General features: G+C 56.4%; 11 protein-coding genes, 2 pseudogenes and 1 other annotated feature. Of the genes and pseudogenes, 4 read left to right on the forward strand and 9 right to left on the reverse strand.

What is annotated here, in order from left to right; all coding sequences use genetic code 11:
* The 9 genes from BFP70_RS10175 to BFP70_RS10215 all read right to left on the reverse strand — a co-directional run.
* Positions 1-565 (reverse strand): PfkB family carbohydrate kinase (locus BFP70_RS10175; protein ID WP_255356666.1); only part of this gene is annotated, 565 nt, incomplete at its 3' end.
* Between the two features lie 96 nt (positions 566-661).
* The gene (locus BFP70_RS10180) at positions 662-1,462 is read right to left on the reverse strand and encodes a TIM barrel protein (RefSeq protein WP_066011477.1); all 801 of its coding nucleotides are present in this window, start codon (positions 1,460-1,462) and stop codon (positions 662-664) included.
* A gap of 9 nt (positions 1,463-1,471) precedes the next feature.
* Entirely contained in the window at positions 1,472-2,482 is a 1,011-nt protein-coding gene (locus BFP70_RS10185) for a Gfo/Idh/MocA family protein (protein ID WP_066011478.1), read from the reverse strand.
* An 11-nt stretch (positions 2,483-2,493) separates the two neighbouring features.
* Positions 2,494-3,393, reverse strand: coding sequence for a sugar phosphate isomerase/epimerase family protein (locus BFP70_RS10190; RefSeq protein WP_066011479.1), 900 nt, complete (start codon positions 3,391-3,393; stop codon positions 2,494-2,496).
* Positions 3,394-3,518: 125 nt separating this feature from the next.
* The gene (locus BFP70_RS10195) at positions 3,519-4,535 is read right to left on the reverse strand and encodes an ABC transporter permease (RefSeq protein WP_083217442.1); all 1,017 of its coding nucleotides are present in this window, start codon (positions 4,533-4,535) and stop codon (positions 3,519-3,521) included.
* Positions 4,536-4,574: 39 nt separating this feature from the next.
* Positions 4,575-6,104 carry a sugar ABC transporter ATP-binding protein gene (locus BFP70_RS10200; RefSeq protein WP_066011481.1) on the reverse strand — a complete coding sequence of 510 codons (1,530 nt, stop codon included), beginning with the start codon at positions 6,102-6,104 and terminating at the stop codon, positions 4,575-4,577.
* A 107-nt stretch (positions 6,105-6,211) separates the two neighbouring features.
* Positions 6,212-7,156, reverse strand: coding sequence for a sugar ABC transporter substrate-binding protein (locus tag BFP70_RS10205; RefSeq protein ID WP_066011482.1), 945 nt, complete (start codon positions 7,154-7,156; stop codon positions 6,212-6,214).
* Positions 7,157-7,420: 264 nt separating this feature from the next.
* Positions 7,421-8,452, reverse strand: a complete 1,032-nt coding sequence (locus BFP70_RS10210; protein ID WP_141693165.1) for a LacI family DNA-binding transcriptional regulator — start codon at positions 8,450-8,452, stop codon at positions 7,421-7,423.
* A gap of 104 nt (positions 8,453-8,556) precedes the next feature.
* Positions 8,557-9,726, reverse strand: coding sequence for a pyridoxal phosphate-dependent aminotransferase (locus BFP70_RS10215; protein WP_066011483.1), 1,170 nt, complete (start codon positions 9,724-9,726; stop codon positions 8,557-8,559).
* 114 nt (positions 9,727-9,840) lie between these two features.
* Between BFP70_RS10215 and BFP70_RS10220 the strand changes: the two genes are divergently transcribed.
* From BFP70_RS10220 to BFP70_RS10240, 4 genes and pseudogenes are all read left to right on the forward strand, one after another.
* Complete coding sequence (locus tag BFP70_RS10220) at positions 9,841-10,737, forward strand: LysR family transcriptional regulator (protein ID WP_066011489.1); 897 nt, start codon at positions 9,841-9,843, stop codon at positions 10,735-10,737.
* Positions 10,738-10,865: 128 nt separating this feature from the next.
* The gene (locus BFP70_RS10225; protein WP_066011484.1) at positions 10,866-12,158 is read left to right on the forward strand and encodes an FAD-binding oxidoreductase; all 1,293 of its coding nucleotides are present in this window, start codon (positions 10,866-10,868) and stop codon (positions 12,156-12,158) included.
* A gap of 291 nt (positions 12,159-12,449) precedes the next feature.
* A pseudogene (locus tag BFP70_RS20705) lies at positions 12,450-12,994 on the forward strand (transposase); the annotation flags it as partial.
* 53 nt (positions 12,995-13,047) lie between these two features.
* A pseudogene (locus tag BFP70_RS10240) lies at positions 13,048-13,512 on the forward strand (transposase); the annotation flags it as partial.
* Positions 13,335-13,451: a sequence feature (AL1L pseudoknot), on the forward strand. It overlaps the preceding pseudogene by 117 nt.

The raw sequence follows: 13,512 nt of genomic DNA on the forward strand, positions 1-13,512 counted from the left end.
CAACAAAACGGCTTTCGCCATCACCATGACCCGCAACACCCCAAAGATTGGGCCGGTAATCAATGTCCAACGCTGTGCGCGCACCGTGTTTGCGCGCAAGCTCCAACGCGCAAAGCACCGCAGCCTCCGTGCGCGGATGGCTCAAATGCGTCCCCGTCACAACCAAAGAACGCGTATCCGCAATCAAATCCTCGCTGATATCTTCAGGGCCAAGACCCATATCCGCGCAATCCTCGCGGTAAAAAATCAGCGGAAAACGCTCTTCGTCACGAATGCCCAGCAAAACAAGCGCCGTAAGACGATCACGATCCGTCTTGACACCACGCAAATCAACACCGTGCCGCGAAAGCTCCTCACGGATAAAACGACCCATATGCTCATCGCCAACACCCGTGATAAGCGCAGAACGCATCCCCAAACGCGCAGTGCCACACGCCATATTCGTCGGAGACCCGCCAATGTATTTCTCAAATGAACCCATGTCCTCCAAACGACCCCCAACCTGAGAGCCATATAAATCAACCGAACTCCGACCAATCGTAATTAAATCAAGTCCCTTAACCATCACATTTGCCCTTTCATGTCCCCAACCAATCCCCCAGGAAAAGGACCGCAGCCCTTCCGAAGATGCGGCAGCGACCCGCCGCACCTTTGGTCTTGATCACGCTGTTTCGCGCGCCAATGCGCTGCGCAGATAGTGCAACGTCGTGGCCAGCGCGGTTTCTGGATCATCAAGCGCGTGAACTTGATCGGAAAAAGGTTCAAGCGAGATCGGGCCGCTATACCCCTGCGCAAGCAAATCGCGCAGCTGCGCAATATTTTCCAAACGATCCGCTTCATCCACCAGGACCCGATGCGCATCCAACATGTCATCGACAGCCACATCGGGATCAGTCACACCCGAAATATGGACCATCCCGGTTTGCGCCACAGCATAGCCCGTCTCGGACGCCAGATGATGATGAAACGTATCATGCAGCAGCCGATAGGTTTCTTGTCCGCCTGACTGCGCAATCGCGTCCAGCGCAACCGCCTTCGCGCGCAGCGACGATACCGGAAAGCCCAAAGGCTCTACCAGACCGATCAAGCCGCGCGCATCCAAAATCGGCTTCATCGCCTTGAGCGCCGCGATTAGATCCGCCTGAGACACCAGCGTAGCATCATTAAGCGGACACATCACCAATGCCTGCGCGCCACAGGCCTGTGCGTAATCGGCCAGCGCTATCGCCCGGTCCGGCAAATCGCCGGACCAGACATTGAATGGATACAGCGCATTGATCGACAAGATCGTCACGCCATGCTCTGTTGCTAAGTGCTTGACCTGTGCCGGATCCATCGTTCCGACGACATCGGGGATGTCATTGCGGATCTCGATTTCGGATATGCCAAGACGGCAGCACATTGCCATGAACTCGCCCAGCGGCAGCTTTGGCGCGCAGATATGATTAAGGGCAAAACGCATCACTGCACCTCAGTTATACAGGGCCGGCCGCGCCGGCAGGGTGATCGGGATAATCTGGCCTTCCGATTCTTGTGCAGTTACACAAGCATCCGAGGTGATCGCTGCGACATAGCCATCCCAAGCTGACGGGCCAGATGCGGTGCCACGAGCGGCTGCGGCAATGAAATCGGCCAGTTCGACATCGTAGCTGTCGACGAAACGCGCCTTCCAATCGGTCATGATATCGTTGCGCAGCTCTGCGCCAAGGCGTTTCGTGATCGCCATCGGCTCTGGCAAATTCGCCAGCCCTTCTTCGCCTACGACCTGACATTGAATGTCATAGCCATAGGTGCAATTGACGAAAATCTCGACGTCGATGCGCACGCCTTTGGCAGTTTCCAACAGCACGATCTGCGGATCACGCAGCTTCGAATGCGATTTTGAACTGACACGCGGGAAAACCACCTGCGCCGAGACGTAATCATCGTCAAGTAACCAGCGCAGCACGTCGATTTCATGGATCATCGTGTCATGAATGGCCATCGGGGTCACATACTGCTCTGGCACGGCGGGGTTGCGATGCGCCGCATGAACCATCAGCGGCGTGCCGATCTGGCTGTCGACCACCTGTTTAAGCATGCGATATCCGGCATCATAGCGGCGCATGAAGCCAACCTGCACAAGGCGCGTGCCATGGGCGGCTTCGGCATCCACGATATTCTTTGCACCTTGCGCCGTGGTGGCCAGAGGTTTTTCGCAAAAACACGGCTTGCCTGCTGCAATCGCCGCCAGCACATAGGCCTCATGGGTTGATCCGGTCGAACACACCAGAACCGCGTCCACATCCGCCGCGCCAATCAGCGCCTCGCCGGTTTCATAGACTGTGGCATCCGGCGCCAGATCGGCCTGCACAGCGCGTGCGGCGTCGATCGAATAATCGCTGAGCGCGACGACCTGAGCCCCTGCAAGGACCTGCTGAATGCGGCGCGTATGATCCCGACCGATCATGCCTGTGCCGATGACACCAATTCTTACGGTCATGTAGATTTTCCTTACTTGAAGTATTTGTCGACGTAGCTCTGGATCTCTGAGCGCATAAACATCCCGGAGGCATCTTTGCGGTCTTCCCATGCGAACACGCAGGCGGTCATGATCCCGTCAAAGCCGATTTCGGCCAACGTGCCGAAGAAATCATCCCACGGGACTTCGCCTTGGCCGATGTCCAGATGTTGGTGGATACGCGCCTGTGTACCTGGCGGGTTCAGAATATACCGCAGCCCCGATGAGGCCTTGTGATTGAACGTATCTGCCACGTGCACATGCGCGATCACATCCTTGGACGCACGCAGCATTTCTTTCGTGTCATCCCCGAAGTAATAGGTATGGGGCGCACAATAGAGGAATTTCACATTGTCCGAATTGACGGTGCGGATGATATCCAGCGCAGGCTGTAGTGTTTCACACCAATCTTCGGGATGGGGTTCAATATGCAGCTTAATGCCTTCGCGTTCGACGATCGGCACCAGCTCCTCCATTGAGCGCCACCACGCATCCTCCGCGCTTTCGATCTGACTACCCGTATGGCAGCAATAGCAGCCGCCCTTATCGGGATGGGTTCCGCGACCAAATTCGGAATTCATCGTGTCCACGCCCAGTTCAACGCAGATCTCAATCGCGCGTTTCCAATGGCGCACAGCGGCTTGGCGCTCTGCCTCGTCCGGGCTGGCCCAACGATACATCGGCAACAAAGACGCGATTCCGACATTTGCGTCGCTCAGGGCTTTTTTGAACGATTTCACCCGGTCTGGGAAAACACGCGGCGCCTTGAACCATTCAAGAAAATCCGCGCGTGGCGACAGTTCGATCCAGTCGTAGCCAAGTTCAGCAACCTTTGACGGCAGCGCCTCCAGCGGCAGGTCACGGTGCATAAACGGATCAAGTGCAATTTTCATGGAGCACTCCACAATTAGGGCAAGCCGGGATCGGGACGGTACCGATGACAGGCCCGACAGTTGGCATTTGCGAAAAAAGATAAGGGAAGTAGGTGGCGGCAGGCCCTAGGCCTGCTGCCAAAGCGTCAGGATTTCTTGACGCGTTTTTTCTGCCGATAGGTGTCGACCACGACGGCTGCGACGATGATCACGCCCTTGATCATTTCCTGATAATAGGCGTCCAGCCGCAAAAAGGTGAAGCCCGACAAGATCACACCAAAGATCACCATGCCGATGGATGTCCCGATGATAGAGCCCCGGCCACCGGCCAAAGACGTCCCGCCGATCACTGCCATCGCGATAGCGTCAAGTTCATACATCAAGCCCATACCCGCCTGCGCGGTCTGTCCACGGGCTGCCACAACCATACCTGCCAGAGCAGCCAAGGTCGCAGCCACAACATAAAGCTTGATCAGATGACGTTCGACATTAATGCCAGAAACACGCGCGGCCTGCGGGTTTGCCCCGATCGCATAGGTGAACTTGCCATAGCGGGTGTATTTCATCGTGATGTGGAACACCACCGCAACGACCAGGAAGATAATGACCGGCATCATCCCTTTACCCATCGCAACATAGCTTTCAGTAGGGAAAGAAACCGGCTGCCCCTTAGTATACCACTTTGCGAAACCGCGTGCGGCAACCATCATGCCCAAAGTCGCAATAAAGGGTGGGATCTTAGTATAGGCGATCAGCCAGCCGTTGATAAACCCGGCAATCGCCCCAACGCACAGGCCTGCAAGGATCGGCACGATCACCGGCAGATCGGTCAGCGCGGGATAGACCGCACGCGCATAATCGGCCGATTGTGCGAAGCTCATCGATACCATGGCCACGGCACCAACAATAGAGCCCGATGACAGGTCAATACCGCCTGAGATAATCACCTGCGTCACGCCCACTGCAATGATCCCGATCACCGAGACCTGCAAAATCATGATCTTTAGGCGGCCAATATTGCCCAGAAAAGATTGCCCCTGAAAGATCCAGCCCAGGATTTCAAAAACCAGCGCGATGCCGACCAATACGAATAGGATGTTCACCTCTGGTGGTAAGCGTCTTTGTGCCTGCATCACAGGCGGATCAATGGTTGTATCTTGCATTGCCATCTCGGCGTTCCTCCCCAATTTCTGTGCGGCCGATCATTTCGCGGCCAGTTCCATGACCCGCACGGGATCGGCCTCGGACCGGTCCAAGATCCCGCTGACATGGCCTTCGTGCATCACCATGACCCGATCAGACATGCCCAAAACCTCTGGCAATTCCGAACTGATCATCAAAACGGCAACCCCCTGCCCCGCAAGCTGCGTGATCAGACGGTGAATTTCCGATTTCGCACCCACGTCGATGCCTCGTGTCGGCTCATCCAGGATTAAGATCCTTGGATTGGTCAGCAACCAGCGCGCGATCAGCAGCTTTTGCTGATTACCGCCCGACAGGTTTTCAACCGTCTCTGACAGATTGGGCGTTTTGACGCGCAGCTTGGCCGCGAAGTCTTCGGCCAGTTTTGTGACCTCTCCCTGCTGCACAAAGCCCATGCCGTTGACCTTTTCACGCGTCAACAAGGCCATCTGGATATTTTCCAAACAATCCAGCTGTAAAAAGCACCCGGTCTCTTTGCGATCTTCGGTCAGAAACGCCAGACCGTGCTGCATCGCCACCGCAGGCGAGGTCATATCAACCACCGCACCGTCAATAACGATCTGGCCACTGGCAGCCGGGATCACACCAAACAGCGCCTCTGCAACATTCGACCGGCCTGACCCGACAAGGCCGGCCAATCCCAAGATCTCTCCACGACGCAAGCAAAAGCTTACATCGTGGAAAGTCCCAGGGAGGGTAAGGTTGCGGACTTCAAGGATAACATCCCCGATGTCACAGTCGATTTTAGGAAACATATCGGTGATTTCGCGTCCCACCATCATTTGAATGATGTCGTCGCGGGTCACATCCGTGGCCTTAACAGTGTCGATATATTGGCCATCGCGAAAGACAGTCAGCTCATCCGCGATTTCAAATAATTCGTTCATTTTATGGGTGATATAGACGATGCCGACACCTTTGCTGCGCAGATCACGGATGATCGCAAACAGGTGTTCGACCTCACTCTCCGTGATCGCCGAGGTCGGCTCATCCATGATCAGCACATCGGAGTCATACGACACCGCCTTGGCGATTTCGACCATCTGTTTTTGCGCCACAGTCAGATCACCGACCAGATCTGCGGGATCCAGACCGATGTTAAGATCATCGAACAGCGCCTGCGTCATCTGCGCCATTTGCCCGTGATCGACCAGGCCAATGCCATTGCGCGGCTCGCGGCGGATCCAAATGTTTTCCGCCACGGTCATCGTGTTCATCAGGTTCAATTCCTGATGAATCATCGCAATACCAGAGTTCAGCGCATCAATCGGTGTTTTGATGTTCAGCGGTTTGCCGGCAAAGCGGACCTCGCCGCGGTCAGGCGTATAGACCCCCGCAATGATCTTCATCAGCGTCGATTTGCCCGCGCCGTTTTCACCCATCAACGCATGGACCGTTCCCGGACGCAGCCGCAGCTGAACATCATCCAAGGCAACCACCCCGGGAAATTCTTTGCGCACCTTGTCGACCTCAAGAATGAAGTCCCCGGTATAGGCCGTGCGCTGACGTGTCTGGTCTGTATCAAGCATGTCACCCTCCGCTTACCGACCCGAGGCTTCGGGCGGCATGTTTGTGGCGCACACGTCATCTGCGTGCGCCACGAACCTGCATGTTAGACACTGATCGCTAACGCGGATCAGTTCTTCTTTTGGTAATCTGACAGATTTTCTGGTGTCACCAGCTCGAACGGAACAAAGACTTTGTTGTCCACCGCTTCGCCGCGCGCCAATTTCAGTGCCGCATCCACAGCCCCCTGCCCTTGGCCCGCAGCGTTTTGGAATACAGTCACATCCAGATCGCCCGCCGCCATTGCCGCCAGCGCATCAGCGGTGGCATCGACGCCGCCAATCACGATATCATCCATCGACATGCCGGCTGTCTTCATCGCCTGAATGGCGCCAATAGCCATTTCATCGTTATTCGAAATTACAGCGTCAAATTCCAACCCGGCAGAGATCCAGTTGCTCATCAAATCCGCGCCCATAGTGCGCGACCACATCGCAGTCTGCTGATCGACGATTTCAATAAAGCTGCAATCTGAGGTAGCGATGACATCGTGAATGTCCTGTGTACGCACCCGCGCCGCCTGGTTCGACAATTCGCCCATCATGACAAGGGCCTTGGCCCCATCACCTTTGCCCATTGATTTCAATTGCGCACAAATCGCCTGGGTTTCCAGCGTCCCCGATTCCTTTTCATCCGACGCAACAAAAGCCTGGTTGTCGGGCAAAGTGTCGATGTTTACCGGCTGGCGGTTCACATAGACCAAGGGGATTCCGGCATCTGCGGCAGCTAGGCTCATCGCGATTGTGGCATCGGTATCCACAGGGTTTACAATGATCGCATCCACGCCAGATGCCACGAAATTCTGGATCTGGTTCAGCTGCTTGCCGACATCGTTTTGCGCGTCTTCCACCTGCAATTCGACGCCATCTTGGGCAGTGGCGTAATCGATCATGCCATTGCGCAGGACCGTTAGGAAGTTATCATCAAACACGGCCATCGATACGCCGATATTTTCAGCCTGAGCCGTGGTTGCAAGCATCGCCGAAAGCGCGGTCGAAAGCAGGATCTTGTTCATAGGTCATTCCCTCCACATGCGGCGTCCGGGGGCACCGCGATATCCGGACCATCTGCCCCCGCCCACATGTCGGCACGCCCCTGAATAAAGGCAGACCCAGCCGTCGGAGAATTCAGATGTGCAGCCCGGGCTCCTCTTCCCTTGGCTGCTGGTGTAACCTCCCTGATTGCCAGTGATGGGTCAATCATGAATAAATGAATAAAACATCATTTATGATAGATTTTGATGTCGCAAATGATGTAATTACCTCATTCTAGAAACACCCTAAATCGTTTCGGGCGTCCAGATATGGGGCTGCAGGAATTTTTGTCCGGGCGTCTCGGCCATGCCCTTCTCCACCGTCATCAAGATCAGCACCATCAAATCTTCGACCAGCAGTCGCAGCGGGGTGCCAATGGCCATGGTCACATACCCATCTTGCAATGCCGCGCGCGATTCCGGCGTGAACTCATTCACGATTAAAATAACCTCCTCCGGGCGGCGCATTTGCCGCACCGCGCTGATCGCCCCCTCCATACCGCCACCCGCACAATACAGCCCAACCAGATCGGGGTTGCGCTCCATAAGATCAATCGTGGCCTCATGCGTAAGCTGGCGTGTTTCAAGATTGATCTGCGTATCAATCAGGCTGAAATCGGGGGCGGCGTCGCGCAGATAGCTACGGAACCCCGTCTCACGCAGGACATGCCCATGATAGCGCGAGCTGCCGATGAACAACCCGATCTTACCCGGCTTATCCGCCATTTTTGCAATCGACCAGGCCGCTAAACGCCCAACTTTAAGGTTATTCATGCCGAAATAGCTTTCACGCACCCCTTGGGCAAAATCCGACAATAACGAGAAAACCGGGATATCTGCATCGCGAAGGTCGGTTACAGCGGCGGTGACTTCGTGATGATCAATCCCTGTCGCGGCCACCGCATCCACACGACCGCGAAAACCGGTCAATACCCGCGCAAGCTCCTGTGGGTCCGTGCTTTCCGTGAATTTAAATTGCAACTGGATGCTGTGGCCACCGCTGGCTTGGGCAAAATCTTCGAACACTTTGACCACATCTTGATAGAACGCGTGACGCGGCTTTGGCAGCACGACCCCAATGCGCACCTCGGGTCGATCGGCAAGCATTCTCTGGCGGATCATATTGGCGCCGTGATACCCGACCTGACGCGCCGCATCATGCACCTTGCGCACGGTTTCTTCGCGGACTTTCATCCGGCCATTGAGCACTCGATCAACGGTAGCCACACTGACCCCCGCCGCATTGGCAAGATCTGCAATTGTCGGTCGCCGCACCATCCACCCCCCGTGAAAGCATCAAAACTATCATTGGGGATGATGTATATTTCATCGCAAAAATGCAATGATTTTACTCAGAATAGAAATGCCACCTCCCGGATGGGCTAGGCTTGGGCAAAGGCCACGATCCGGCGCAGTGCCTCCTCAAGCTGATCGTCGGGCAAGGTCAGCGCGATGCGCACATGGCCCGCAGCCGCCGCACCAAAGCTTTCACCCGGCATGACCGCGATATGTTCTTCTTCGATCAATCGGCTGGCGAAGACCTCGCCCGACAGGCCTGTCGCGCGAATGTCCAACATGACATACATCGCCCCCGCCGAAGGGGCCATACGGACATGGCTGCTGCCCGCCACCGCGCGCTGTGCCAACAAACGCCGCCTGCGGAACGGCGCAGCGATTTCTTCTTCCAGTGCCGGCCCCATCTGCAATGCCGCCAGCGCACCTTTTTGAATGTAGGGCACCACACCATAGGTGGTATTTGTGGCCAAGACCGCGGCCGCGGACACCACCTCCTCTGGGGCGACGATCCAGCCCAAACGCGATCCCGTCATCGCGTGACTTTTGGACATAGATCCGATCACCACCGTGCGTTCTGCCATACCGGGCAGGGACCGGGGCGACAGATGTGCACCGTCCCAAACCTGCGTGTCATAGACCTCATCGGAAATCAGCCACAGATCTGCGTCGCGGCACGCGCCCGCCACGTCAGAAATTGTCTTGTGGCTATATACTACACCCGTTGGATTGTTGGGCGTGTTGATCAGCAGACTGCGCGCGTTTGTGCGCGATTGCGCCTCAAGAACCGCTTCTGCCTGCGGCTGAAACCCCAATGCAGCTTGGGCCGGGATTGCCTCTGGCGTAGCCCCCGTGGCAAGGATCGTCGACGGGTATGTTGGATAATGCGGCGTGACATACAGTCCAACATCGTCGGCCCCAAGTAAAATCATATGGGCAGCGAATAACGCGGCCTGCCCGCCTGGCGTCACAATGATATTTTCGCGCCGTGTTGGCGTGCCCGTGCGGTCCGTCACCCGCTGAGCAATGGCATCGCGAAGCTCGGGAAGGCCGGGGCCGAAAGTATATCCGGTCAATCCCGAAAGGGCCGCCGCATGCATCGCCTCCAACACCCGGGGATCGGTTGTACGGTCAGGCTCTCCCACCGTCAGGTTCAGCACCGGCACGCCTGCTGCCACCAGCGCCCTAGCGCGATACACAATCTCCCAGCCATCTTTTCCGGCAGCTCTTACGCGGGGAATACGGGGGCCAATCTGCATAACAACTCCGGGCAGGCGATAAAAACTTACGCCGGCATATATGTCCGACTGCGTCCCAAGTTAGCGGATTATACGATTGACGAACAGCTCTCCAAGCATGTTAAAATGTTATGCATGATCACACATCGTCAGATAGAAGCCTTTCGCGAAGTGATGCGCAATGGCAGCGTCACCGCGGCCTCAGAATACCTTGGCATGTCGCAGCCTGCAGTCAGCCGATTGGTGCGCGACCTGGAAGCGGGCATTGGGTTTTCACTGTTTTCGCGCCACGGCTCGCGCGTGGTCCCCACCCCTGCCGCCCATGAATACTGGGAGGTGGTTGAGCGCAGCTTCATCGGATTGGAGTATCTGGACCAAACCGCCCAACGGATCCGAGCCGGCGGCACGACCGGGCTGTCTATCGCAACCGCGCCGGTATTTGCCGCGACATTGCTGGCCGATAGCATCGCGCAATTATCGCGACGCATAACATTTCAGGATCTGGGAACCGTGCAGATCACCACCCTACCCGTGGTGCGGCAGGTCGCTTTGCGCCGTGCTGAGCTTGGCATAAATATGCTTAGCCATCATCAGCATGAGGTGGATTTGATCGCATCTTATCCGGTGGGGTATCATGCTATTGCGCCGGCAGATCATGCCTTTGCAGGTCTTTCCGAAGTGTCATTGCATGATCTTTCGGACATCGCGTATATCGGCTTTGACGAGGCCACGGTAACCGGGAAGATCCAAGGGCGGTGGTTTTCTACATTGCCGCATGGCCCGCGGTATGTTCTGCGATCTTATCTTGCGACAGTCATCAGCGCCTTTGTGCTGCGTGGTTTCGGCGTATCTGTCGTGGACCCATGGACCGCCGCGCATCATCGCATGGCAGGAGGGATTTCAAGACCCTTGACTGGGCATGAGAAGATGAACGTAGCATTGATAAAGCCCCTGGGCGCCCGCCTGTCCACCACCGCGCAGGCACTGATACAAGAGCTTGGCGCGCAGATTGAAAGCCACACCACAGCATAACATTGACACATGCTTGAACGACCTGAACCTATTGGACTTGTGCTGCGCGATCCACAACACTCCAGCAAGGACCGCGGGGCCGTTTAACGCCGGCAACCGCGCCACATTGGCCGGGAGAAGCGCTGCGCATGTTCGACAAAACATCATCCTATTGGGATCTCGACACTCCAGATTTTTGCCCTGCCCCCGCAAGCGCTCGCGCGCGCTATGATGTCGCCGTCATCGGCGGCGGATATTCCGGCCTTGCGACAGCCCTGTTTCTCGCCCGCCAAGGTTGCAGCGTGGTGGTATTAGAGGGCGAAAAGATCGGCTTTGGCTGCTCGTCGCGCAACGGCGGCATGGTCGGCCCAAGCTTTCATAAGCTTGGCATGGCCGGGCTGACACGCGCCTATGGAACGCAGGCGGCGCAGGCCCTGATGCGTGCCGGGATTGAAGCATTGGACTTCTTTGAAGATTTCGTCGCACAAGAAGATCTGGACTGTGACTTTCAGCTGACTGGCCGCTTTCGCGGCGCACGCACCGATGCTGAACTGACCACATTATTGGCCGAGGCGGAGCGACTGGCACAGCAGGTCGGCCTGCCCTACACGGCTGTCAACGCCGCTGACATGCACCAATATATCGGATCAAACGCCTATTGTGGTGGGGTATTTTACCCGCGCGATGGCGGGCTTCACCCCAAGAAACTGGTGACAGGGCTCGCCGCACGTGCCCAAGCTGCGGGGGCGGTGCTGCGCGCGCATTGCCCCGTGCGCCAAATTCACCCCGAAGCGGCAGGACACCGCATCGTGACGCCGAAAGGCGACATCCATGCCGCCCATGTGGTGATCGCAACCAACGGATATACGGATCGCAGACTGCCCAGTATGAACAATCGTATCGTCCCGATCTGGGTAACTGTGGCGACCACCCGTGCCTTTGCACCCGAGCATATTCGCGCCATGTCACCGCAGCTGCAAATGCATGGCGAAACGGGGCGGGTGTTCATCTGGTCGCGCCCGACACCGGACGGAAAACGGTTCATGTTCGGCGGGCGATTGACGGATCGCCATGCCTCGCCTATGCGCCAACGTCACGATATTGCCCGCCGCGTTGGACGCATTTTCCCCAGCCTGACGCCGGACGATTTTGAACATGTCAGCTTTGGCAAAATCGCTTATACTGCCGATCACGCGCCGCATCTTAATCAGATTGACGGGATTTGGCACATAGGCGGATATTGCGGCTCCGGCGTGACAAGATCGATCTATTTCGCCCATAAGCTGGCGCGCAAAATCACCGGCGCAGCCGATAGCGATTTACCCTTTGACCAACTGACTTTTCCGCAGGTTCCGGTGCGATTTTTGGCCCCGCAGGTCGCCAAGATCATGACGAAATATTACGGCATTTTGGATACTCGGGATTTACGACGTGCCCCTTGATTAGGCATAGAAATCGCGCTGTCTTATACGGTGGGCTTTGGGGTATAAAATACACTCGAAGGTGCAAACGTTGGCCTGTCAGGCAGGCAGTTTGTCCTCATCGCAAGCGCATGATAATAATTAATACCTACGCACACAGGATGAAGTGGTCTGAACCGCGCCTTGTTTGCCGGAGGCCCAGAAGTAAGGATACTGGGTCATGGGAAAGACGAAGAACGGAACAAGCTCTGGACATGTATCACTTCCGTTCCGGTTTTCTGTGAGCAATGCTCGCTTTGAAGGAGACTGGATATGGCACCCAAGCATAGTGAAGATTTCAAGCGCGAAGCGGTTCGGATCGCGGCGCACAGCGGCCTGACACGGCGACAGGTTGCGTCGGACCTTGGGGTTGGTTTTTCGACCTTGGGCAAGTGGATGCGGGATTACTCGACCGATCCAACAGCCGCTGAGGACGCGGAGTTGCGCCGCGAGAATGAGCGCTTGCGTAAAGAGAACCGTATTCTGCGGGAGGAGAGGGAGGTGTTAAAAAAGGCGGCAATCTTCTTCGCGAGCCAAAAGCAATGAGATTTCAATTCATTGCGGAGTATCGCGAAGATCTCTCACGTGCGTATCTGTGCCGCCTGATGCAGGTTTCAGATCGTGGGCTACGGGCGTGGCGTCGCAGGCCGCCCTCACATCGCCAGCGTCGTGACATGATCCTTCTGGCATATATCCGCGAACAACATCGGCTCAGCTTGGGCAGCTATGGCCGTCCGCGCATGACGCAGGAATTGAAGGAACTGGGTCTTCAAGTTGGCCAGCGCCGCGTCGCCCGGATCATGCGTGACAACGGCATTCTGAATCGCCCCGAGTTTATCGGAGACCATCAACTTAAGTAAGGATGATGGTTATGACAAAAAGCAAAATGGCAAATCGCTACTCGCCAGAAGTTCGCGCGCGGGCGGTCCGGATGGTGTTTGAACATCAAGGTTCATATGAAACGCAAGCGGGCGCGATAGCGGCCATTGCACCCAAGATCGGCTGTATTCCCCAGAAACTGAGCGGATGGGTCAAGCAGGCCGAGAAGGACAGCGGCATGCGGGATGGCGTGACGACCGAGGAACGTGATCGCATCAAGACGCTGGAACGAGAGAACCGTGAACTGCTCAAGGCAAATGAGATATTGCGCAAGGCATCAGCTTATTTTGCGCAGGCGGAACTCGACCGCCCACTCAAGCGATGATCGGTTTCATCGACGATCAAAGGGCTGTTTACGGTGTCGAGTCGATCTGCAGGGTGCTGCCGATTGCACCGTCAACATATTACCACCGCTTGGCATGCCAAGCCGATCCGGCCAAAGCTTCAGCCCGGCATC

The organism is Thioclava sp. SK-1, assembly GCF_001705665.1.
In the GTDB taxonomy this organism is placed as follows: Bacteria; Pseudomonadota; Alphaproteobacteria; order Rhodobacterales; family Rhodobacteraceae; genus Thioclava.

Excerpts from the sequence above, each read along its gene's own strand:
- BFP70_RS10180 (WP_066011477.1), bottom strand. The coding sequence starts at position 1,462 with ATGCGTTTTGCCCTTAATCATATCTGCGCGCCAAAGCTGCCGCTGGGC.
- BFP70_RS10185 (WP_066011478.1), bottom strand. The coding sequence starts at position 2,482 with ATGACCGTAAGAATTGGTGTCATCGGCACAGGCATGATCGGTCGGGAT.
- BFP70_RS10190 (WP_066011479.1), bottom strand. The coding sequence starts at position 3,393 with ATGAAAATTGCACTTGATCCGTTTATGCACCGTGACCTGCCGCTGGAG.
- BFP70_RS10195 (WP_083217442.1), bottom strand. The coding sequence starts at position 4,535 with ATGCAAGATACAACCATTGATCCGCCTGTGATGCAGGCACAAAGACGC.
- BFP70_RS10200 (WP_066011481.1), bottom strand. The coding sequence starts at position 6,104 with ATGCTTGATACAGACCAGACACGTCAGCGCACGGCCTATACCGGGGAC.
- BFP70_RS10205 (WP_066011482.1), bottom strand. The coding sequence starts at position 7,156 with ATGAACAAGATCCTGCTTTCGACCGCGCTTTCGGCGATGCTTGCAACC.
- BFP70_RS10210 (WP_141693165.1), bottom strand. The coding sequence starts at position 8,452 with ATGGTGCGGCGACCGACAATTGCAGATCTTGCCAATGCGGCGGGGGTC.
- BFP70_RS10215 (WP_066011483.1), bottom strand. The coding sequence starts at position 9,726 with ATGCAGATTGGCCCCCGTATTCCCCGCGTAAGAGCTGCCGGAAAAGAT.
- BFP70_RS10220 (WP_066011489.1), top strand. The coding sequence starts at position 9,841 with ATGATCACACATCGTCAGATAGAAGCCTTTCGCGAAGTGATGCGCAAT.
- BFP70_RS10225 (WP_066011484.1), top strand. The coding sequence starts at position 10,866 with ATGTTCGACAAAACATCATCCTATTGGGATCTCGACACTCCAGATTTT.